Annotated in this window: 22 protein-coding genes and 1 tRNA gene; 11 read left to right on the top strand and 12 right to left on the bottom strand. The window is 71.3% G+C overall.

Going from position 1 to position 20,392, the window contains the following annotated elements:
* The first annotated feature begins 1 nt into the window (after position 1).
* From EV384_RS07665 to EV384_RS07655, 3 genes are all read left to right on the top strand, one after another.
* The gene (locus EV384_RS07665; protein ID WP_130331434.1) at positions 2-298 is read left to right on the top strand and encodes a hypothetical protein; all 297 of its coding nucleotides are present in this window, start codon (positions 2-4) and stop codon (positions 296-298) included.
* 12 nt (positions 299-310) lie between these two features.
* Positions 311-967 (top strand): 4'-phosphopantetheinyl transferase family protein, encoded by a 657-nt coding sequence (locus EV384_RS07660; protein WP_130331432.1) that lies wholly within the window; start codon positions 311-313, stop codon positions 965-967.
* A 164-nt stretch (positions 968-1,131) separates the two neighbouring features.
* On the top strand, positions 1,132-1,938 hold the full coding sequence (locus EV384_RS07655; protein WP_242623979.1) for a DUF4352 domain-containing protein: 807 nt from the start codon (positions 1,132-1,134) through the stop codon (positions 1,936-1,938).
* 60 nt (positions 1,939-1,998) lie between these two features.
* Here EV384_RS07655 and EV384_RS07650 read toward each other — a convergent pair whose 3' ends face one another.
* Positions 1,999-2,283, bottom strand: coding sequence for a hypothetical protein (locus EV384_RS07650; protein ID WP_130331428.1), 285 nt, complete (start codon positions 2,281-2,283; stop codon positions 1,999-2,001).
* Between the two features lie 39 nt (positions 2,284-2,322).
* On the opposite strand from EV384_RS07650, the gene EV384_RS07645 reads away from it, so the two are divergent.
* Positions 2,323-2,631, top strand: a complete 309-nt coding sequence (locus tag EV384_RS07645) for a TetR/AcrR family transcriptional regulator (protein WP_130331426.1) — start codon at positions 2,323-2,325, stop codon at positions 2,629-2,631.
* A 9-nt stretch (positions 2,632-2,640) separates the two neighbouring features.
* Here the strand turns inward: EV384_RS07645 and EV384_RS07640 are convergent, their stop codons facing one another.
* Positions 2,641-3,042: a hypothetical protein gene (locus EV384_RS07640; protein ID WP_130331424.1), complete on the bottom strand. Its 402-nt coding sequence runs from the start codon at positions 3,040-3,042 to the stop codon at positions 2,641-2,643.
* A gap of 63 nt (positions 3,043-3,105) precedes the next feature.
* Positions 3,106-3,630, bottom strand: a complete 525-nt coding sequence (locus EV384_RS07635; protein ID WP_130331422.1) for a DinB family protein — start codon at positions 3,628-3,630, stop codon at positions 3,106-3,108.
* A 125-nt stretch (positions 3,631-3,755) separates the two neighbouring features.
* Between EV384_RS07635 and EV384_RS07630 the strand changes: the two genes are divergently transcribed.
* Positions 3,756-4,109, top strand: a complete 354-nt coding sequence (locus tag EV384_RS07630; RefSeq protein WP_130331420.1) for a hypothetical protein — start codon at positions 3,756-3,758, stop codon at positions 4,107-4,109.
* Between the two features lie 63 nt (positions 4,110-4,172).
* Here EV384_RS07630 and EV384_RS07625 read toward each other — a convergent pair whose 3' ends face one another.
* Positions 4,173-6,146 (bottom strand): potassium transporter Kup, encoded by a 1,974-nt coding sequence (locus EV384_RS07625; RefSeq protein ID WP_242623978.1) that lies wholly within the window; start codon positions 6,144-6,146, stop codon positions 4,173-4,175.
* Between the two features lie 433 nt (positions 6,147-6,579).
* Here EV384_RS07625 and EV384_RS07620 point away from each other — a divergent pair, with 433 nt between their 5' ends.
* A complete protein-coding gene (locus tag EV384_RS07620) occupies positions 6,580-8,448 on the top strand; it encodes a WD40 repeat domain-containing protein (protein WP_130331418.1) in 1,869 nt (622 codons plus the stop codon).
* Between the two features lie 28 nt (positions 8,449-8,476).
* Here the strand turns inward: EV384_RS07620 and EV384_RS07615 are convergent, their stop codons facing one another.
* Together EV384_RS07615 and EV384_RS34725 are read right to left on the bottom strand one after the other, a co-directional pair.
* A complete protein-coding gene (locus EV384_RS07615; protein WP_165439889.1) occupies positions 8,477-8,914 on the bottom strand; it encodes a LysE family translocator in 438 nt (145 codons plus the stop codon).
* A gap of 444 nt (positions 8,915-9,358) precedes the next feature.
* Positions 9,359-9,778: a DUF2267 domain-containing protein gene (locus tag EV384_RS34725; RefSeq protein WP_165439888.1), complete on the bottom strand. Its 420-nt coding sequence runs from the start codon at positions 9,776-9,778 to the stop codon at positions 9,359-9,361.
* Positions 9,779-9,904: 126 nt separating this feature from the next.
* Between EV384_RS34725 and EV384_RS34720 the strand changes: the two genes are divergently transcribed.
* The 5 genes from EV384_RS34720 to EV384_RS35285 all read left to right on the top strand — a co-directional run bounded on the left by EV384_RS34720 (position 9,905) and on the right by EV384_RS35285 (position 13,843).
* On the top strand, positions 9,905-10,075 hold the full coding sequence (locus EV384_RS34720) for a site-specific integrase (protein ID WP_207232264.1): 171 nt from the start codon (positions 9,905-9,907) through the stop codon (positions 10,073-10,075).
* A gap of 86 nt (positions 10,076-10,161) precedes the next feature.
* Positions 10,162-10,353 (top strand): general stress protein CsbD, encoded by a 192-nt coding sequence (locus EV384_RS07605; protein ID WP_130331412.1) that lies wholly within the window; start codon positions 10,162-10,164, stop codon positions 10,351-10,353.
* 604 nt (positions 10,354-10,957) lie between these two features.
* Positions 10,958-11,785, top strand: a complete 828-nt coding sequence (locus EV384_RS07600; protein ID WP_207232263.1) for a DUF302 domain-containing protein — start codon at positions 10,958-10,960, stop codon at positions 11,783-11,785.
* Entirely contained in the window at positions 11,782-13,272 is a 1,491-nt protein-coding gene (locus EV384_RS07595) for an amidase family protein (protein WP_207232262.1), read from the top strand. Before EV384_RS07600 ends, EV384_RS07595 begins: the two co-directional genes overlap by 4 nt.
* A gap of 412 nt (positions 13,273-13,684) precedes the next feature.
* Entirely contained in the window at positions 13,685-13,843 is a 159-nt protein-coding gene (locus EV384_RS35285; protein ID WP_207232261.1) for a hypothetical protein, read from the top strand.
* A gap of 61 nt (positions 13,844-13,904) precedes the next feature.
* On the opposite strand, the gene EV384_RS07590 is transcribed toward EV384_RS35285, so the two are convergent.
* The 6 genes from EV384_RS07590 to EV384_RS07565 form a co-directional block, all read right to left on the bottom strand.
* A tRNA-Ala gene (locus EV384_RS07590) sits at positions 13,905-13,981 on the bottom strand.
* 206 nt (positions 13,982-14,187) lie between these two features.
* On the bottom strand, positions 14,188-14,985 hold the full coding sequence (gene sepX, locus EV384_RS07585) for a divisome protein SepX/GlpR (RefSeq protein WP_207232568.1): 798 nt from the start codon (positions 14,983-14,985) through the stop codon (positions 14,188-14,190).
* A 178-nt stretch (positions 14,986-15,163) separates the two neighbouring features.
* Positions 15,164-15,772, bottom strand: a complete 609-nt coding sequence (locus EV384_RS07580) for a GNAT family N-acetyltransferase (protein ID WP_207232567.1) — start codon at positions 15,770-15,772, stop codon at positions 15,164-15,166.
* Between the two features lie 88 nt (positions 15,773-15,860).
* Positions 15,861-17,174: a molybdopterin molybdotransferase MoeA gene (locus EV384_RS07575; RefSeq protein WP_130331406.1), complete on the bottom strand. Its 1,314-nt coding sequence runs from the start codon at positions 17,172-17,174 to the stop codon at positions 15,861-15,863.
* The gene (locus tag EV384_RS07570) at positions 17,171-18,130 is read right to left on the bottom strand and encodes a UTP--glucose-1-phosphate uridylyltransferase (protein WP_130331404.1); all 960 of its coding nucleotides are present in this window, start codon (positions 18,128-18,130) and stop codon (positions 17,171-17,173) included. Before EV384_RS07570 ends, EV384_RS07575 begins: the two co-directional genes overlap by 4 nt.
* A 9-nt stretch (positions 18,131-18,139) precedes the next feature.
* Complete coding sequence (locus EV384_RS07565) at positions 18,140-20,359, bottom strand: diguanylate cyclase (RefSeq protein WP_207232260.1); 2,220 nt, start codon at positions 20,357-20,359, stop codon at positions 18,140-18,142.
* Positions 20,360-20,392: the final 33 nt, after the last annotated feature.

Raw genomic sequence — 20,392 nt, 5'->3', positions numbered from 1 at the left:
CATGGCCGTCCGACAGTTGACCGTCGACCGGGTCCTCGGCTGGCGGGCGGGGCGACACCTGCTCGGCCGGCCCGCCGGCGTGGACGTCATCGCCGTGGGGGGGCCGCCTCGCCGGGGTCGCCGCGCACCTCGGCTCGGGCTGGCCGGCTGGATCTCGCCGGTGGTGGTGCACCGGAGTCGGGTGGTCGGCACCTGGGATGCTCGGGACGGCGAGCCGGTGGTCCGGCTCTGGCCGGAGGCGCCGCCGGTGCCGACCGACCGGCTCGACGCCGAGGTGACGCGCTGCGGTCGTACCTGAAGGAGGTGGGTGATGCGTGACCTGCTGCCGCCGGTGGTCGCGGTGGCCGTGGCCGGTCCCGACGACTGGGCCGGCGATCTACTCCCCGCCGAGCTGGCCTGCCTGAGCGACCGCGCGGTGCCGAGCCGCCGGCGCGACTTCACCGCGGGCCGGGTCTGCGCCCGGCGGGCGCTGGCCGCCCTCGGGCTGCCGGCCGCGCCGGTGCCCGCGGCGACCGACCGGTCCCCGGTCTGGCCGGCCGGCGTGGTCGGCGCCATCACCCACACCCACGGCTACTGCGCGGCGGCCGCGGCCCGGTCCGGCGAGATCCGGTCGGTCGGCCTGGACGCCGAGCGGCACAGGGAGCTCAGCGCGGGAGTACGCCGGATGATCTGCCTGCCCGAGGAGGAGGCGGACCTCGCCGGGCTGCCGGCCGGGGTCTCCTGGCCGGCGGTGGTGTTCAGCGCCAAGGAGACCGTCTACAAGCTCTGGCACCCGGTCGTCGGCACCTGGCTCGACTTCCACGACGCCCGGGTGACCCTCGACCCGGACGCCGGGACGTTCACCGCCCGGATCGCGCCGGCCCGGCTGCACGCCGCCCCGGTCGCCGACCCGCCGGCGCTGATCACCGGACGGTTCAGCGTGGACGCCGACCTGGTCCGCACCGCCGCCGTGCTGCCCTCGTCCTGAGGCCGTGGCGGGCAGGTTGTTCATCACCGGTACCGTCGGTGCGACTGAAGATCTTCGAAGGCGCCCCTAGGAGTACGGTGAGCCACCCTCAGCCTCCGTTCGGATCGCAGGACCCGAACCAGCAGCCCCCGGAACCACCGACGCAGGCGTTTCCCACCGCGCCGATGCCGCCGGTGTCGGGTGCCCCGTACCCACCGACTACGCCCCAGCCGCCCGTCTCCGGCACGCCCTACCCGCCGCCGTCGATGTCGGGCGGCGGCTATCCGCCGCCGGTTTCGGGTGGTGGCTACTCGCCGAGCGGGCCGTACCCGCCGGCCCCAGGCCAGCCGTTCGGCGCGCCGCCGCCGGCCGCGCCCCGGTCGAGGAAGAAGGTCTGGCTGACCATCGGCATCGCGGCCGCTGTGCTCCTCCTGCTCTGCTGCGGCGGCGGCATCTTCGCGATCTACGCCGGCGCCAAGAAGGTGGAGAAGGCCACCGAGAGCCTGCCCACCCCGGCGGTGACCAACGCGCCGGTCGACGAGCCGTCCAGCGGCGCCGCGGACCCGACACCGGACGCCGACCGGACCACCGGCGAGACGTTCAACATGGAGCCGGGCGACACGCTGGTCATCGACGACGAGGACGGCACGATCCAGCTCACCGTCGACAACTTCCGCACCTCGGCCAAGGCCTGCAAGACCTACATGCCCGGGCCGGAGGAGGGCATGTACGTGATCGCGGACGTCACCGCGGAGGTCACCAAGGGCACGGGCTCGTTCAACCCGTTCTTCTTCCGCTGGGTCGGCGCCGACGGGACGGAGGCCAGCGGGATGGGCGGCGCGCTCTCCGGCTGCGGCAAGCTGCTCCCCTCGGGCAACGACCTCCCGGCCGGCAGCAAGCGGACGGGTCAGCTGATCTTCGACGTGAAGGACAAGAACGGCACGGTGGAGTACGAGCACCGGCTGAAGACGGCGGGCTCCTGGAAGCCATAGCTCTTTCCGGCACGGACGGGGGCCGGTCGGACCGGCCCCCGTTGTCGTCGGTTCGGACGGTCAGTCCATCCGGCCGAAGGCGCCGATCCGGGCGTGGAACAGGGCGATCGCCAACACGCCGAGCGACCCGGCGATCCATGCCTGGCGCGGGAAGCGGTCGAGGTCGGCCCAGACCGGGTGCAGCCCGGCCAGGTTGACCATCGCCCAGCCCGCGACCACGTTGACCACCGGCGAGCCCCCGAACGGCGTCGGGAAGCGCTCCCTGGTCAGTCCCTTCACTAGGTGCGGGACGGCGTTCCCGGCGAGGAGACCGGCGAGGAGCGTGAGCAGGAGCGTGGGGACCACTGATTGCCCATTTCGATCTAGCAGCTGTTCGCCGCGGCCGTGCCACTGCCCGCCGAGGAGACCGCCGCGGACGACCCCAGCGACCTGACCGAGCAGCTGCTCTCCTCGCTCGGGGCCAAGATGGCGTCCGAGCCGACCGAGCTGATCGCCATGCTGCGCTCCATGCTCACCCGCCCGAACGCCGCCCGCGAGGTCCGCGCCGGCCTGGTCGGCGCCGTCACGATCGGCGCGGTGATCGGCCGCTACCTGCTGCAACTCGACGGCGTACGCGACGCGCCGCCCGAGCGGATCGTGGACCTGCTCCGGCCGTGCCTCCGGTCCCTCATGGACGAAGCGGACCGCGCCTAACGCCCCTGCTCACCTGCCGGGACCCGACCGCGTGACCGAGCGCCACGCCTCGAAAGCCCAGGCCGGGTCGTCGGTGTCCGCGCCGGCCAGGATCGTCTCCAGGCAGTCGCCGTCGGTGAAGGTGTACCCGCACAGCGTGTGCCGGGCCTCAGCGGTGTCGCGGTACAGCCAGGCGGCGCGGACCCCGATGCCGTCGCTGCCGCCCTCCCCCACCTTGCCGGCCGGGTTCGGTGGCAGCTCGCTGTCCAGGGAGGCGATGATGTCGGCGGCGTCCGCGCAGCGCCAGACACACCGAGCGGCGAGCATGGTCCGTCCCGGGGCGCGCCAGGTGCTCACGCCATCCCCCGGACGCGCCGGCGTCCACGCCCCGACCAGCTCGATGGACCAGCCGGCGTCCAGTGCGACCCGCATCCCCGGAGTCTGACCCGTACGCGACGGAACGTCGAGAGGACTTTCCGCGATCGGGCCGAGCGGTCAGCGGGTGACGTCGTGGACGTGGTGCTCGATGTCGTGCAGGAAGTAGACCGCGAAGGTGTCGACCGTGAAGACCGAGCCGTTGCTGCGTCGGCCCGGCCGCTCCCACTGGTCCGCCCGGACCGCGTCGAACGCCGCCGCCGTCGCCTCCGCCTCCGCGGCCAACTGGTCGGCCACCTCGGCCGGGGCCTGGTGGAAGTAGTCCTCCTCGACGGCCGTCGCGTCCTGGTCCCAGTTGGCGAAGACCGGATCGTCCTCCCGCAGCATCAGCTCCAGCCGCTCGCGGAAGATCCGGCAGGTGTCGCGGACGTGGCAGGCGTACTCCACCGGGGACCAGACCGTCGGCACCGGCCGTGCGGAGGCGTCGTCCCGCGCCAGGGCGGCCCGCCAGGTCGGGATCGTGGCGCGCAGCCGCTCCCCCGTGGACGTGACCTCCTGCGGGGAGAAGCCGCACTCCGCGCAGCCTTCGGTGATGACGAAGGTCCAGTCGGCGGTCTCCGGGGTGATGGCGGGTGGCTGCTGCATGGGCGCAGTCTGCCATCCCGCGCCATCGGATCGCCGACCCGATGGCGGACCTCCTCCTCACCAGGGCCGCCCGCACCACCGCGAACCGTTAAGGTGCACTCTCGGCCGACCGGCGGAGGACAGAGGTGGACCACCGAACGGATCCGATCGAGATCATCGCCCGGGTCTCAGAGCAGGACGGCAAGCAGCGCGCCTTCGAGGTGTGGCTCCACAAGGCCAGCAAGGAAGGCTGGTCCGTGACGGTCGAGTCGACCTCGGTGGATGCGCCGGGCGACGAGTGCGGGGTCGTGGACATCGAGGGTCTGACGTACCGGATCCGCCACGCGAGGCGAGTCCGGCAGCAGGTCGCCATCGTGCCCGCCGGGCAGCACCTGATCGCTGCCGCCGTGAAGCTGTCGCTGGGCGAATCGGACGGCTTCGCCTGGACGTCGGAGTTCGTGCACGCGGCCTGGGCCGAGCCGGTCATCGAGGATGACTAGGGCAGACGCCCGCCGCTCACCAACGACTAGCCGCACGGCTCGCCGTGGCTGATCGGGGCGGGTTCAGACGGGGACTTCAGCGCTGAGGACGATGGTGCGTTCCTCGGGCAGGTGAAGGAACTCGGCTTGACTGGCGGCGTTGTGGGCGAGGGCGATGAACAGGCGTTTACGCCAGATGGCCATCCCGGGCTGACGGGTGCAACGCAGGGTGATCCTCGAGACGAAGTAGGAGACCTCGTCGTGGGCGATACCTTCGGCGAGGGGGTGGGTGGCGGCGCGGCGCAGGACCTCGGGGAAGTCGGTGGGGTCCTGGAAGCCGAAGACGGCGGTGATGTGGATGATGCCGTCGTTCGGGTCGCCGAGATCGTCGATGGTCAGGCGTTGCTCCCATGGAATGTGTGGGACGTTCGCGGTGCGACCGGTGATGATCACAATTCTGTCGTGCCGGACGTGGTTGTGCGCCACGTTCGCGCGCAGCGCCAGCGGGGTGGTCTCCTTGTTCGGGTGGGGGAACACCGCGGTGCCCGGCACCCAGGGGATGTTCGTGGCGTGCAGGGTGTCGATGAAGTCGCGGAGCGGGCCTTCGCGTTCGGTCCGCCGGGCGGTGACCAGTTCGGCTCCGCGCCGCCACGTCAGCAGGGTGGTGAACAGGATGATCGCGATGAGCAGCGTCAGCCAGCCACCGTGGGTGACCTTGGCCAGGTTCGCGGTGAAGAAGGTCAGCTCGATGCTGCCGAAGACGACCCCGAACAGCACCAGCTGCCAGGTGGTCCAGTGCCACCGCGCCCGCGCGACGACGAGGAACAGGGTTGTGGTGATCAGGAATGTGCCGGTGACCGCTACCCCGTAGGCGGCGGCAAGGTTCGTGGATGAGCCGAACGCGAACGTCACTAGCAAGACTGCCGCGAACAGGCTCCAGTTCACCCCGGGCGCGTAGATCTGCCCGTACTCGCGGCGGGAGGTCTGTCGGATGCGCAGGTGCGGCAGGAAGCCCAGCCGCATGGCCTCCCGGGACACCGAGAACGCTCCGGAGATCACCGACTGGGACGCGATCACCGTGGCGACGGTGGCCAGGACGACCATCGGCAGCCGCGCCCAGTCTGGCAGGAGCAGGAAGAACGGATCAGACCGGCTGTCCGGTGTTCGTAGGATCAACGCGCCTTGCCCGAGATAGTTGAGGGTCAACGCGGGAAACACGATCGCGAACCAGGCCCGGCGGATCGGGGCGCGGCCGAAGTGCCCCATGTCGGCGTAGAGCGCTTCGGCGCCGGTGATCGCCAGCACGACGGCGCCCATCGCGATGAACGCGATGACCGGGTGGTCCACGACGAACAGGGCCGCATACGTCGGTGACAACCCGGCCAGAACGCCCGGGTGCCGCACCACCTCGGCCGCGCCGGCAACGCCCAGACAGGCGAACCAGAGCAACATGATCGGCCCGAACACGGCCCCAACGCGTCCGGTGCCCCATCGCTGGATGGCGAACAGCAGGGTGAGGATCACCGCCGACGCCGGCAGCACCACCACCGCCCACCCCGGGGAGATCACCTCCAGACCTTCCACCGCCGACAACACCGAGATCGCCGGGGTGATCACACTGTCGCCGTAAAACAGGGCTGCGCCGAGCGCCCCGAGCGCCAGAAGGGTGGCGGCGCGCCTTTCGCTGGCCTTCAGCAGCGCCCTTCGGGCGAGGGCGGCCAGGGCCATCACCCCGCCCTCGCCCTCGTTGTCGGCCCGCAGGATGAAGATGACGTACTTGACCGACACGATCAGGATGATCGACCAGAAAACCCACGAGATCACCCCGAACACGTCGGGAGCGTCCGGTGTCAGGCTGCGGTCGAGGGTGAAGACTGTCTTCAGCGCGTACAGCGGGCTCGTGCCGATATCGCCGTACACGACACCCAACGCGCCCAGCAGCAGCCCCAGCCCCGCCGTCGGGCGACCCGCCAGCGATGTCTGGGACGCCGTCCCACCATCCTCCGCCGGCTCCTCGCCGCCTACCGCAGACTGCTCCTTGTTCGCACGCTCGGCCACCCCACAGGCATACCAACCCGCACGCCGCCCCCTACACCGGACCGGGAAACTGCCCGATCTGATTCGGTTTTCGGCTCGATCAGGTTCACCTCCTGTCATCTCGTTCGCCGTCGACCCGCCGCTTGGGGGAGCCGTCCGCCGCTCGGCCCGTCCATAGACGGTGTGTCTGGCGCCAGCCACGCACGCATCGATCACAGGCGGGGTGTGACCATCTTGATCAGGTTGCTTGCCGCTCGGGCCTGCTTGGGATATCTCGCTGACAAGTTCTGGGCGCTTCGTCCGGTGGGAGCCGTCCGCATAAATGCGCTGCCGTACAAGATCGAAAAATCGTCCCCGGCCGCGGCGACGGGCGCCAGTCGATCAGTTACAACCCCTTTCCAGGAATTGTCCGGTGTGGAAATAATTGCGGGGCAGCAACCATTTGGGGGCCGACATGCGCAGCGTCACCCGTCTCTCCGCCGTAGCAGTCCTCCTGTCGGGACTTGCCGTTCTTCCCGCGTCTCCCGCCGCCGCCGGCGCCACCGCCAGCGTCCCGCTGCCGATCGACCGGGCCGTCGCCGTCGCGCTCGACGAGGCGCACGGCCGTCTCTTCGTGTCCGCCGGGCCGGACCGGAACGAAGTCCTGGTCACCGATCTCGCGGGCACCGAGGTCCGCCGGCTGACCGGCCTGCCCGGGGCCTCCGGCCTGCTGCTCGACGGCGACACGCTCTATGTCGCATTGCACGGCGCCGGGGCCATCGCGGCGTTCGACACCAGCACGCTCGCCGAGACCCGGCGGTGGAGCCTGCCCGTTGATGCCTGTCCGGACGACCTCGCGCTGACCGCCGACCGGTTGGTCTTCACGGCACACCACTGCAACCCCGCGATCGGCGGCAGCTGGCTGGGGACGCTCGACCGGGCGTCCGGGAAAGTCACCCAGCGGCTCAGCATCGATGAGGACCTGGTGATCGCGGCCAATCCCGCCAGCAACGGCCTGGTCGCGGTCGCGGACACCTACGCATCCCCGTCCAACCTGCTCGTCTACGACGTCCGGGGCGACGAGCCGACGGCACTGCGGGGTTCGCAGGACCGCGTCAATGTCGACGACCTCGCCATGGCGCCGGACGGGCGCTCGGTCCTCGTCTCCGGCAACGACGGAGGCTTCCGGGTCCCGCTCGACACGCTGACCTTCGGCCGGTCGGTGGCCACCTCCGCCGTCGCCGCCTGGTCGGGCGACGGTCAGCGCCTGGTGATCGGCAGCGGCGGGACCCTTTCGGTGTGGCCGGAGGGTGGGACGGCCACCAGCAGCGGGGTGGCCGCGCCGTACGGTACGAGCGCCAAGCACGGCCGGCTGGCCCTCGATCGCACCGCGTCCCGGGCCTGGGTGGTGAGCACCGACTACTACGACGACTCGCCGGTGTTGGTCCGCTACGACCTCGCCCCGAACGGGACGGCGTGGAGCCTGTCCGCATCGCGCATCGTGCTGCCGGCGTACACCTCGGGCACGCTCCGCGCCGACCTGCGCGTCGCTGGCCAGCCCGTCGCAGATGGGACGCGGATGGTGGTCATCGTGGAGCACGCGGACGACTCCAAAACCAACGAGGTGCACTACACCAGGGACGGCGGCATCACGCTCTCGCTCTTCCCGGCGCAGGGCGTGACCCGCTACCGCTTCACGTACTCCGACAACGCATCCGACGTCGCCTATGCGTACGCCGACGTGGTCGGCGCCTACGACACCCGGCTTTCCCTCTACTGGGGACCGGAGCCCCCGCTCTACCCCGACACGCACCTCGGCTGGTCCGCCCAACTCACCGACGCCGACGGCCGGGGGTTGGCCGGCAGGCGGGTCACGCTGACCCGTACCAGCGGTACCAGCAGCGAGCAGGTCGCCGCGGCGTACACGGACCGGGACGGGAACGTCCTGTTCCAGATCCCGGGCAACGGCAGCGCGGGAACCTTCACCTTCACCCTCCGGTACGCCGGTGACGAGTCCGCCTCGCCGGCTGAGCACAGCACGGTGGTGACCATCGACAAGAAGGACCCGTACGTCTGGGTCGAGGCGAGCCGCGGCACCGGCCGGCTGGGACGGACCGCCACGGTCGTCGGCCACCTCGGCAACTTCCACACCAACCGGACGCTCACCATCACCGCCACCCCCGACGGCGGGAGCCCGCAGGTGATCGCCCAGGGCGAGGTCGACGAAAACCTGACCCTGACGGTGCAGTACCCGATGAAGCGGAACACCACCTTCACGGTGACCTATGCGGGTGACGACTGGTACATGGCGGCGGAGTCCTCAACCCGGCTGACCCTGCGCTGATCGGCGCCAACCGGCCACTGCGCAGCGGTCAAGCACCTGCTGCGACCGCGACACCGAGACACAGCAGCGTCACTCCCGTGAATGCCTGCATGACGCGCCGGAAGGTCGGTCTGGTGACTCTCGAGCGCCCCTTGTCGATGGCCCACACGAAACAGCAGAACCAGGCGCCTGACACGGATGCCCAGACAACGCCTAGGGCGATGCAGGATGCGAGGACCGGGCCATGGGTAGTGACGAACTGCGGCAGCAACGACACGGCGAAGACACCAGCTCTGGGATTACCCAGGCTGGTGGCCACGCCGACGATGAAGGCGCGCCTGCCCTCTCCGGATTTCCGTTCCTCGACCGCTTTATGGAGAGCAGCCGGCTGACGCAGCGACCACAGGGTCTGCGCGCCCAGGGCACAGAGCACGGCGGCACCGCCGATTCGGATGGCCAGGTGCGCGCCAGGGCTGGCCAGCAGCACCGCCGTACAACGTCGCCCAATCCCTCGTCGGCACCGGCATCGGCGTCGCCATGCTCTCCCGACTGACCATCGCTTCCACGCCCGGAGCCGTCCACCGCGAACTCACGCGGCCCCGCCTGCACCGCCAGATCTACGCCGTCACCGCAGTCGACACCACCCTGACTCCACTCGCGCCGACCTTCACCACCCTCCTGAGCCAGGTCAGCACGGAGCTCGCCAACGCTTGGGCAGCACAGCCAGTAGGGGTCTGATCCGCCGCTGAGCGGCGAGGAAGCCAAGCTGCTGTTGAAGACACCAACAAGCACGGCTCCCGCAGTCCGGCCCGTCACCGCTGCTGCCAACGTTGACCGGATCCCAGGCAGTTCAGGGGGCAGCCCCCAGAAAGGGGGGTGCGGGAGCGCCGCGTCGACCCGTTGCTGCTGCTCGGAGCCCGCGATCCCTCCGCTATGCGCCGCGCGGCCTGACCTCGACCCGCGCGCCGGCCTGGATGATCTCCCAGAACTCCTTCGGGAGCTGCGAAACCAGGTCCTCCAACTCATCCTTGCTCACGGCCTCACCGATGGTGCTGAGCACGGCCCGCATACCGGCGTCCGCCATCGCCACGTCGACCCCGGCGCGGGCCGCCACCCGCTCGACAAACTCGTCCAGCCCGAACGGCTCGGCGTTCTGCGACCCGATAGCGGTGGTGGTCTTGTGCAGATGCTGTCGTAGCTCTCTCGGAAGCTGCCCGGCGATGTTGCTCGCCTGACCGGCGGTGACCCGGTCGGTCAACGTTTCCAATGTCGCGCGGCTGACTGCTTCGGCCTTCTCCGACGGCACCCCGGCGCGCCTTGCCACGGCCTCTATGAATTCGGCGTAGTTCACCTCGAAGCCTCCTCTCCGACGAGGCCACCGTCTACCCGCGCCCCTCACGGTGAAACGGCCTCCTCGACGGGACGACCCTTCGGCCGTACGGGACGTGCGGCCAGACGCGGCTCCGCACACCGGCACGTGCACACCACCCGGCGGACCTGCGCGTCCCTGCCGGTGGCGCTCGACGTCCACCACCGCGTCACCATGCAGATCCTGCGGCACAGCCAGATCGCCGTGACCATGAACATCTACAGCGAGGCCCCGTCGGAGGCGACCAGACGGCACCTCGGTGACCAGTTCGGTAGCTGACCAGGGTTTTCACCCACGGACGGGCGGGGACGCGGGTCAGGAGGGCGCGGACAGCTCCGCGGTCCGCCAAACGACACGGAGGCGACATGAGCTTCGAGAGGGCGAACGAAAAGGTCGAGCGGGTGGCCGGCGCTGCCAGGGCGCGGATGGGCGACATGACCCAGGACGACCGGTCGGAGGCGGAGCGGGTGATGCGGCGGGATGAGGCCCAGGGCAGGCAGCCCGGCGGTCGCGTCCAGGAGGACGCTCGGGACGCGAGGGACAACTTCACGAGCTGACCGGCACAACGTGGCGCCCCCGGTCTGCGTGCCCGGGGGCGGTGCTGTATCCCGCTGCTGTACAGGATCGAAAAAGGCCGTCTCCGACTAGCGGAAACGGCCTTTGACCTGGGGTGGAGCTGAGGGGATTTGAACCCCATACACCTTCTGCGGGAAGAGATCATCATGAGTCAGACACCTTTGCGCCGCGACCTGCACAGCCGCCGCCAAGTCCTTCCGACGTTTGACACGGCTTGCCGGTCGCAGTTGTGCCGGATCTGTGCCCGATGATCTTCCGCTGCCCCTCCCCCGGCTGTGGCCTCTAGCCATCCCGTCGGCCTTCGTCCGCACACTGTGGAGCGGGTGGGGCCTGCCCGGTCAAGGTGGAGCACCCAGCGGCTGAACGACCTTGACCGGGCAGGCCCTGCCCGCTCGGCTCTGCCCGGACGAAGGTTGTCGGGATGGCGCCCACCATCCCGGAGTGCCCGAGGCCCCGCCGGAGGCGTACCTCTTGCCGAGCCTCCCGTCTGGCCAGGGCCTCGCTGCCTCGGCCCTCGGATCGAGTAGAGGTTCCTCTGCTGTGGGTGTATTCTGTTCGGCTGCCTACTTGCTGTGGAGGCGTCCGATGCAGGAAGAAGAATCGATCTTGCTGCGGTTCATCAATGCCCGAATCGATGAAACCGGGGGACCGGAGGACGTCGACATCAATGAACTCGTGGAACACGCAATTTCCCTCGCCGACGAGCTCGCGCCCACCCACATAAGGGCTGTCAGGGAGAGCGCGGCGTCCCGCGTGAAATGGCGACGCAGAACTGGCTATACGGTCCGCCGCAAGATTAACCGTGATTGGAAGGATACTTACGAGGGGCCCCGGGGCCGCTGCCACGAACTCGAGAGGAGCGAGCACCGAATGTCTGACCAGACCTTCACCTCCGTCCCCCATCAGGTCGTCCGCTGGTCGATCGACACCGGAGCGTTCTTCGCGGACTTCCGTGCTCGATACGAGGCCGCCGTGCCCGTGCTGGACACGAAGCGAATGGAGCGGCTGCGCGCCGACCGGGCCGACTGGGACACTGTTCTCCGCGCGGCAGCGGAGAACGCCCCGCACGGCTTCATGCGGTTCTGGAGCACCGACGTCGGCGGGACCATGCAGCTCGCCGGGGACGCAGGTGACTGCTCCTCCTACCTGATGGGCAACCACGCCATCGCCGAGCGGATGTACCGGCACGATCCGGCAGTGATGCTCTACGCCCCGTTGCGGGCAGCGATCCATCGCGACGAGCTGGGCATCACTCGGTTCTCAATCGATCAGCCCAGCACTCGGTTCTCCAGCTTCGACACCCCGGAAATCACGGCTGTCGGGGAAGAACTGGACCGCAAAGTCATCCACTTGCTCCAGGTCCTCGATGTGCCCGTACCCGACACGCTCTTCGCTGGTCCGGTGAACCAGTGACCGCGACGAATCGGCCCCACAACGATCCAGAGGAAGAAATCATGCTCGATGACACAGCACGAGCCGGCGACACCCAGCTCGTAGAGCTCGGCGTCGCGGCTGCCGCCGCCGCGATCCGCCGCGGCGACACCACCGCCGAGTCCTACGCCGCCGCACTCCTTCGCCAAGCACGCAGGAACTCGGATATCCACTCGTTCATCACGATCGACGAATCGGCTGTGCGCGAGGCGGCCAACGTTGCTGACAAGGCACGCGCCGCGGGCTCCACGGCACCCCTGCTCGGTGTCCCGGTGGGTATCAAGGACAGCTACCAGACGCGGGATTTTCCCACCACGCTCGGCCTGAAGGCCCTCAAGGAGTTCGTTCCCGAGGCGGACGCCGAGGCCGTCACCGCCGTCAAAGCCGCCGGGGCGATCGTGTTCGGCAAAAACAACCTCGTCGAGATGTCGTACGGGGTCACCGGCCACAACGACGAGTACGGACAGGTGCTGAACCCGTACAAGCGGGACCACCTGTCAGGCGGATCCTCAAGCGGTTCGGCCGCCTCGGTCGCCGCTCGTATCGTGCCGGCGTCGTTCGGCGGGGACACTGTTGGCTCGATCAGGATCCCCGCGGCCTTGACCGGCGTCGTCGGCTACAAGCCGACCACCGGGCGGTGGCCGCGCGGCGGAGTAGCCCCGGTCTCACATGTGCTCGATACCACAGGGCTCCTGGCTCGCAACGTCGAGGACTGCATCCTGGTCGACCAGATCGTCGGGCGCAGCGCGATCGTTTCCCCGTCTGAGGCTTCTGGCCTCACTGGTGCACGATTCGCCTACGCCCCCAAGTACTATCTCAAGCTCGTCGATCCCGACGTCGAGCAGCAGTTCTGGGAGACCGTGCGCCGCCTGCGCGACGCCGGCGCCGAAGTGGTCGAGATCGACCTCGGAGACGACTTCTCCGACCTTGCGGACCGGACGGCGTGGAACCTGTTCCTCCGTGAGACGCAGCAGGCCGTGACCCAGTTCCTCCGCGAGAACGACTACCCGGTTTCGTTCGACGACGTCTACAACGGACTCAAGCCGCAACTCCACGCAGTGTGGAGCGCCACCGTCGTGCCGTGCGCCCCCGCTTACCTCTCGGATGAGGAGTACGCCGCCACTCTCGCCGTCGACCGTCCGAAGCTGCAGCAGCGGCTCGGTGATGTGTTCGCACGAGACGGCTTCGACGCCCTGATCTTCCCCACCACCCCTGCGCCCGCGCCGGCCATCGCTGACCAGTGGGAGTTCAGCGTCGCAGGTGAAGCCGTGACGCATCTCTTCCTGTCCAAGAACACGGTTCCTGCCAGCGGCGCCGGCATCCCGGGGATCAGTCTTCCGGCAGGGCTGACCAGCAGCGGACTGCCGATCGGGATCGAACTGAACGGCGCACACGGCCACGACCAAGAGCTTCTTGCCCTGGCACTCCGCGTCGAAAGCGTTCTCGGCACGCTGCCCGCACCCGCCTGACCCTGACTGGTGCTGCTCGACACGAGGTGCACCGGCCTAATACCACAAATCGACTACCTGAAACGAAAGAGCTTCACGACATGCAACTCCAGGGAAAAACAACCATCGTCGCCGGCGCGAATCGCGGATTCGGCCGCTGCTCCCGCGTCAAACCCACACACCAGTGCCAACCAGCATGAAGTAACACCAAACCATGTAAACGATCTCAATTACGAAACACTAGCCCCGTGCTGCTGATCTAGGCGGCTCGGGGCTTCGTCGTATGTCGCGCCGCCGGCGGGCTATCACCGACGCGCTGGCGGCCGAAGGCCAGAGGCGCGGCGGCGGGCCATCGGCCCGGCCCAGGTTCGGCGGCGCGAGCGGCCTGCGAAGCGGGCCGCCTTGATCCCGTACAGAAAGTTCTCACACCGACGTGCAGAACGCGCTACGGCACTCCAGCCTGCGCATCACCCTGGAGACCTACGTCCACTGGTGGCCCAAAAAAGACCGCCGTCGCAACATCATCAGCAGCGCGCTCCGCGACGCGAGCGCCAAGCGTCACCGCTCCGGGAAATCCCCGGATCTCCCGTGATTTGTGCCGGATCTGTGCCAAACGATCATGGGGCAACGTTTCCGCTGCCCCATGGTGTTACTGGTGGAGCTGAGGGGATTTGAACCCCTGACCCCCTCGATGCGAACGAGGTGCGCTACCGGTCTGCGCCACAGCCCCTCCGCCGGCGAACCGGCATCGGTCCCACCCGGCTTTCACCGGGCGGGCCGGCGACAAGGCTAACAGGTCTGCGGCCCTCGCCGCGAATCGCCCCTCCGACAGCCTCTACCTTGATCGACTCGGTGGGCGGGACATTGCGGTGTCCCAGGCACCGGGATACCGCAATGTCCCCGCACGGAGTGGATCAACCGGAACGCGGCCGGGGGTCAGGCGGAGTGTGGGTTGCGGCCGGACTGGTAGGGGCGGCCTCGGAGGCCGCCCGTGCGGCGGTAGGAGACCGAGCCACCCGCGGCTGCGGCCGGGGGGAGGTCGGCGGGGCGGTCGAGGCCCATCGCCGTCCGGCGGACTGCCTCCCGCTGGGCGGCCAGGCGGCGCTGGGCCTCCCGGCGGGCGGCGGCGCGGCGGGCCTGCTCGCGGCGCACCTCGGCCTGCCGGGCGGCCAGCCAGGCCGCCTCCCGGGCCTCCGCGCGCCGCCGCCGGCGCTCGGCGAGGGCGCGCTGCCGCAGGTGTACGACGTACGCCACGAGCAGCGCGCCGGTGACCGAGACGCTGATCCAGAACCCGGGGCTGACCAGGACCACGCCGATCAGCTCGACGAAGTTGAGCAGCAGCAGCGCGGCGAGCACCCGGCGGCGGCGGTAGATCGCCGGGGTGTGGCGGCGCCGCTTCGGCGGGTGCCGTCGGCGGGACCGGTTCGGGGCGGGCGGCACCGCGCGCAGCCGGTTCGGGCGGCGCGGGGCGGGTGGGGCGGAGACCGGGGCTGCCAGACTCCCCGTGCTCGCATCCTCACTCAGTGTGACGACGAGGGAGCGGGACGGGTTGACCGGGCGCCGTCCCGGCACAGTGCGGCGCCGCCGGCGGCGCTGGAGCACCCGCGCCGTCGACTGCGCCCGCTCCGCCACCAACCGCTCGGTGGCGTCGTACCGGCGGACCAGCGCCGGCGCGAGGGCGAGCAGGCCGGCGGCGGCGAGGACGGCGAGGAGCACCGAGGTCGGCACCCTCACCCCTCCCGTCACCGAGTTCGAGGCAATCGCCGGTCGGCCGCAGGATCTTCTCCGGATGGTCGTCCACGGCGCAGATCCTGCGGGCGGGCGGCGCTTGCCACAGCTTGCAGTTACTTGAGGTTACGGGCCCCCGACCGGGTTGACCGTGCGCCGCGCCGGGCGTCGCGGGTGGGACGCTTCACCCCGCGCTGTCACGTACGCGGTGCCACCGGGCCAGCAGCCCGCCCTCGGCGGCCACTTCCTCGTTGGTCATCGCGTATCCGATGTGGTCCCGCCAGGCGCCGTCGATGTGCATGTAGCGCACGTGGTACGCCTCCTCGCGGAAGCCGAGTTTCTCCACGACCCGCCGGGACGGCCGGTTCTCCGGCCGGATGTTCACCTCGACCCGGTGCAGCCCACCCGGACCGAAAGCGTGGTCGACGGCGAGCGCCACCGCGGTGGGGATCACCCCGCGACCGGCCACCCTGGAGTCCACCCAGTACCCGACGTACCCGGAGCAGAACGCCCGCCGGACGATGCTGCCGATGTTGAGGTGGCCGACCAGCCGCTCCCGCCCCTGCTCACGCAGGCAGACGGCGAACGGCATGCCGTCACCGGTGCGCGCCGAGCGGCGCTGGTCGGCGTGGACGTAGCGGAACGCGGCCGGCGAGTTCGACTCGTTCCAGCTCCCGGGCAGGTGGGACTCCCAAGGGGACAGCCAGGCCCGGTTGGCGCGCCGCACCTCCGCCCAGGCGGCCGCGTCGGAGCGCCGGTAGGGCCGCAGCACCACCGGACCGTCCACCAGCACCGCCGGCCACCCGGGCGGCCGCTGGAACCAGCTCACCGAGCTGGCCTTCCGTTCGCGACCGTGGGGCTCGCAAGCTCGCTCCTCGCGCTCACCGGCGCCGGTCCAACAGCAGCACGTCCACAGTCGAGCCGGCGGCCGCGGTGGTGACCCGCTCGCCGAGCACCAGCAGCCCGTTCGCCTCGGCGAGGCCGGAGAGGGTGAACGGCCCCCCGCTGAGCGGCTGCACCGTGTACCCGCCGCCGCGCCGCTCGGCCACGTGCGCCGGGCGGAACTCGCGCAGCCGCACCGGGGAGGAGACGGTCTCCAGCAGGTGCGCGCGGACGCTGGGCCGGAACACCGGCTCCGCGCCGGCCAGCAGCTGGATGGCCGGCCGGGCCAGCACCTCGAAGCCGATCAGCGCCGCGCCGGGCTCACCGGGAAGACACACCACCGGCACCTCCTCGGCGCCGACCGTACCGAATCCGAGGGCCGTACCGGGATAGAGGGCGACATCGGTGAAGGTCGCCGGCCCGGCCCGGCCGCCCTCCCGGCGGGACAGGATCCGGCGGACCATGTCGCCCGGGCCGGTGCCGGTGCCGCCGGTGGTGATGATCAGATCGGCCCGCAGCGTCTGGTCCTCCAGCAGGCCGCGCAGCCCCTCCGGGTCGTCGTCGCAGATTCCCACCCGGTACGCCAGCGCGCCCGCCTCGGCCGCGGCGGCGGTCAGCGCGTGCGAGTTCGCGTCCACCACCTGGCCGGGCTGGCTGCCCCGGCCCACGTCGACCAGCTCGTCGCCGGTGGCCACGATGACCACCCGCGGGCTGGGCCGGACCACCACGTGCCCGATGCCGGTGGCGGCGAAGACGGCGACCAGCGCCGGCGAGACGTACGTGCCGGCGCGGGCGAGCAGGGTGCCGGCGGGCAGCTCCTCACCGGCGCGGCGGACGCCGTACCCCCGCTTGGGGGCGCGGAAGATCTCCACCGCGGCCATGCCCTGGTCGGTCCACTCCACCGGGACCACCACGTCCGCTGCGACGGGCAGCGGCGCCCCGGCGGCGACCGAGAAGCACGAGCCCGGGGTGAGCCGGACCGGCCGCCAGCTCGCCGCGCCGAGGTCGCCGACCACGTTCAGCCGGATGCTGTGACCGCCGGGCGTGCCGGAGGGGGCCGGGACGTATCCCGGCCCCCGGCTCCCTCCGGAGATGTCCTCCCAGCGCGCGGCGTACCCGTCCACCGCCGCCTGGTCGAAGGCGGGGAACGAGTGCGGCGCGACGACGTCCTCGGCGAGGACGTTGCCGTACGCCTGGGTCAGGTCGAGGTCGAGCGGAGGCAGCGCGCGTAACCTGCGCAGCACGCTGCCCAGGTAGTCGGCGAGCGGCGTCAACTCGTTCGCGGCCGCCTCGGCGTCGGCCGTCGCGGTCATGTACTGGGACCGCCCGACGCCTCGGTGTTGACGAATTCGGCCAGCCACTTGCGGAACTCGGCGCCCAGGTCCTCCCGCTCGGCGGCGATCTGGACGACGGTCTGGAGGTAGCCCAGCGGCATGCCGGTGTCGTAGCGGGTGCCCCGGTAGACGATGGCGTGCACCGGGGTGCCCTCGGTGCGCAGCAGCTCCATCGCGTCGGTCAGCTGGATCTCGCCGCCGCTGCCCGGCTCGGTCCGCCGGATCGCGTCGAAGATCTTCCCAGGCAGCACGTACCGGCCGAGGACGGCCAGGTTGCTCGGCGCGTCCTCCGGCTTCGGCTTCTCCACCATGCCGGTGACCTTGACGACCTCGCCGACGTCGGCCAGCTCGCCCTCGGCCGGCTCGACGGAGGCGATGCCGTAGCGCTTGGTTTCGGCCGGGTCGACCTCGAAGAAGGCCAGCACGACGCCGCCGGTGCGGGCCTGCAGCTCCAGCATCGCCGGCAGCAGCGGCTCGGACGGCTTGACGAACTCGTCGCCGAGCAGCACCGCGAAGGGCGCGTCCCCGACGTGCGACTCGGCGTACCCGACGGCGTGGCCGAGGCCGAGCTGCTCCGGCTGGCGGCAGGTGTAGATCTCGGCCAGCTCACTGGGCCGCCGGACGGCGGCGAGCGTCTTCTCGTCGCCCTTCTCCTCCAGCTTGGCCTCCAGGTCGGGCCGGCGGTCGAAGTGGTCCACCATCGACGTCTTGCCGCGACCGGTGATCAGCAGGACGTCGCCGATGCCGGCCTGGGTGGCCTCCTCGACGATGTACTGCAGCACCGGCCGGTCGACCACCGGCAGCAGCTCCTTCGGCACCGCCTTGGTGGCCGGCAGGAACCGGGTGGCCAGGCCGGCGGCCGGAATGACCGCCTTGACCGCGCGCGGACGACCGGTCGCGGCGGTCGTTGAGGGATTCGCTGAGTGCTCCGACATGTCGCGAGACTATCGGCCACGGCTCTGCCGCGGCGGGTGAGGACCGGAAGACGCGCCGCCCGGGGGCCCGGCCGCGGCATCCACGGCACCGGCCCGGGGCAGTCCGTCCGGCGGACTGACCGCTCCGGCCGCCACCGAAATTTCCTGCGTGGGCGCCGGGTCCGGCGGCTGCGCCGACCGGTAGCCGTCCCGGCCGGCGGCCTTGGCCGCGTACAGGGCGTCGTCCGCCGCGTCCAGCACCTGCTGGCCGGTGGCGGCGTGGTCGGGGTAGACGGCGATGCCGATGGAGACGGTCACCGGCACCAGCACCGGCTCGCCCGAGTGCCCGTCCACCGGCACCGGGCTGCCCCGGACTACCGCGCCGAGCCGCTCGGCGACGATCGCCGCGCCCCGGGCGTCGGTCTCCGGGAGCAGCACCACGAACTCCTCGCCGCCGTGCCGGAAGGCCAGGTCCACCTCGCGGATCTCCCCGCGTACCCGGCGGGCGAACTCGACCAGTACGGCGTCCCCGGCGGCGTGGCCCCAGGTGTCGTTAACGTCCTTGAACCGGTCCAGGTCCAGCGCCAGGACGCTGAGCATCCGGCCGAACCGGTTGGCCCGCTCCACCTCCCGGCGGATCGACTCGCGCAGGTAGCGGTAGTTCCACAGCCCGGTGAGCGGGTCGGTCAGCGACAGCCGCTGCGCCTCCTCGTGCACCCGCACGTTGTCCACCGCGACCGCGGCGTGCCCGGCGAAGGTGCGCAGCGTCTCCAGGTCGTCGTCGTCGAACTCGTCGGCGCCGACCCGGTCGTAGAGGGCCAGCACCCCGAGCGTCCCGCCGCCGGCCGCACCGCCGTCGCCGTCGGTGCCGGCCGGCGGGTGCCCCGGCCGGTCGGGGCCGCCGCGCCAGCCCAGCTCCGTCGCCCCGGGCGCCGCGAAGGGCACCGCGATGTACGTCTCGCACAGCGGCTCCCCGGTCGGCGCGGTCGCCGGCTCCCACCGGCCGCGAAGCGGCTCCCCGGTGGCGACCACCGCGCCGACGACCCCCGCGCCGACCGGCACCCGCAGCGTCGCCGCGTCGGCCGGGTCGTCGACGGGCCAGCGCCCCTCCAGCCCCTCGGCGCACTGGCCGACCAGCACACCGCCGCCGTCGAGCAGCAGCACCGCCCCGGCCCGGGCGCCGGTCGCCGCGATGGCGCTGTGCAGGATCACCCGCAGGATGCGTTGCAGGTCGTGGGTGCTGGCCAGGGTGTCGCCGAGCACCGCCAGGTGCCCGCGCAGCTGGTCCCGGCTGCTGGTCAGCGCGGTCACGTAGGTGCTGGTCTCCCGGGTCATCCGGTTGAAGGCGAGGGCCAGCCGGCCGATCTCGTCCCGGCTGCGCACCGGCACCCGGGTGTTCAAATCGCCGTGCGCCACCCGGTCCACCGCGCCGGCCAGCTCCACGAGCGGCCGGGTGGTCACCCGGGCCAGCCGCCAGGCGGTCAGCACCGCCAGCAGCGCGGCCAGCACCACCGCGCCGACCAGCGCGGCGTCGAGGCCGGGTGGGCGTTCCCCGGGGACCGAGAGCACCAGCGGCAGCGGCTGCCCCGGGGCCGGGCCGACCCGGCGGACGTACCGGCCGTCGCCGGTCTCGGTGACCCGGTCCCCGTCGATCCGGTCGGCGGCCGCGAGCACCGCCGCGCGTACCTCCCGGTTCTCGGTGGTGTGGCTGACCCGGACGGGGCCGGCGGCGTCGTCGAGGAGGGTGACCGCGACGCCGGTCACCGCGGCGAGGCGCGCGACGAACGCCGGGTCGACGGGCTGCGCGGCGGCGACCGTGCCCAGGTCGGCGCCGACGGGGTCGCGGAGCTGGACCCGGGCGGCGAGGACACGGACCGGTCCAGCGGCCGGCGGGGCGCCGGAGCAGTCCTGCCAGGGCTCGGCCGGCCCGCCGGGGGTGGCGTAGGTGGTCCGGCCGGCGGTGTCGACGATCCGGACGGCGGCGGCCAGGCCGCGGCCGACCACCTGGACCGCCGCGCCGGGCCGCGCGGTGGGGTCGGCGACCAGGGCGACCGCGTCGGCCGCCGCGCGCAGCTGCTGGCAGAGGGCGTCCACGGAGGTACGCACCCCGGCGGCGGCCAGCCCGAGCCGCTCGGTGGAGCGGCCCCGGTCCACGGCCGACATAGTCGAGCCGACGAAGAACGCGCCGAGCAGGACGGGGCCGAGCACCACCGCGAGGAAGGCTGCCGTCAACCGCCCGCGTAGCGTCAAGCTTCCCCCCGGAAGTTCCGCGCCCGTTGCTGC

Origin of the sequence: Micromonospora kangleipakensis, from assembly GCF_004217615.1 — a bacterium.
In the GTDB taxonomy this organism is placed as follows: Bacteria; Actinomycetota; Actinomycetes; order Mycobacteriales; family Micromonosporaceae; genus Micromonospora; species Micromonospora kangleipakensis.
Note: the sequence above shows the minus strand (reverse complement) of the source record. Positions and strands in the feature narration are given on the sequence as shown.

What these genes read in the sequence shown, in the direction of transcription:
- EV384_RS07665 (WP_130331434.1), top strand. Translation starts at nt 2, where the DNA reads ATGGCCGTCCGACAGTTGACCGTCGACCGGGTCCTCGGCTGGCGGGCG.
- EV384_RS07660 (WP_130331432.1), top strand. Translation starts at nt 311, where the DNA reads ATGCGTGACCTGCTGCCGCCGGTGGTCGCGGTGGCCGTGGCCGGTCCC.
- EV384_RS07655 (WP_242623979.1), top strand. Translation starts at nt 1,132, where the DNA reads ATGCCGCCGGTGTCGGGTGCCCCGTACCCACCGACTACGCCCCAGCCG.
- EV384_RS07640 (WP_130331424.1), bottom strand. Translation starts at nt 3,042, where the DNA reads ATGCGGGTCGCACTGGACGCCGGCTGGTCCATCGAGCTGGTCGGGGCG.
- EV384_RS07635 (WP_130331422.1), bottom strand. Translation starts at nt 3,630, where the DNA reads ATGCAGCAGCCACCCGCCATCACCCCGGAGACCGCCGACTGGACCTTC.
- EV384_RS07620 (WP_130331418.1), top strand. Translation starts at nt 6,580, where the DNA reads ATGCGCAGCGTCACCCGTCTCTCCGCCGTAGCAGTCCTCCTGTCGGGA.
- EV384_RS07605 (WP_130331412.1), top strand. Translation starts at nt 10,162, where the DNA reads ATGAGCTTCGAGAGGGCGAACGAAAAGGTCGAGCGGGTGGCCGGCGCT.
- EV384_RS07600 (WP_207232263.1), top strand. Translation starts at nt 10,958, where the DNA reads ATGCAGGAAGAAGAATCGATCTTGCTGCGGTTCATCAATGCCCGAATC.
- EV384_RS07575 (WP_130331406.1), bottom strand. Translation starts at nt 17,174, where the DNA reads ATGACCGCGACGGCCGACGCCGAGGCGGCCGCGAACGAGTTGACGCCG.
- EV384_RS07570 (WP_130331404.1), bottom strand. Translation starts at nt 18,130, where the DNA reads ATGTCGGAGCACTCAGCGAATCCCTCAACGACCGCCGCGACCGGTCGT.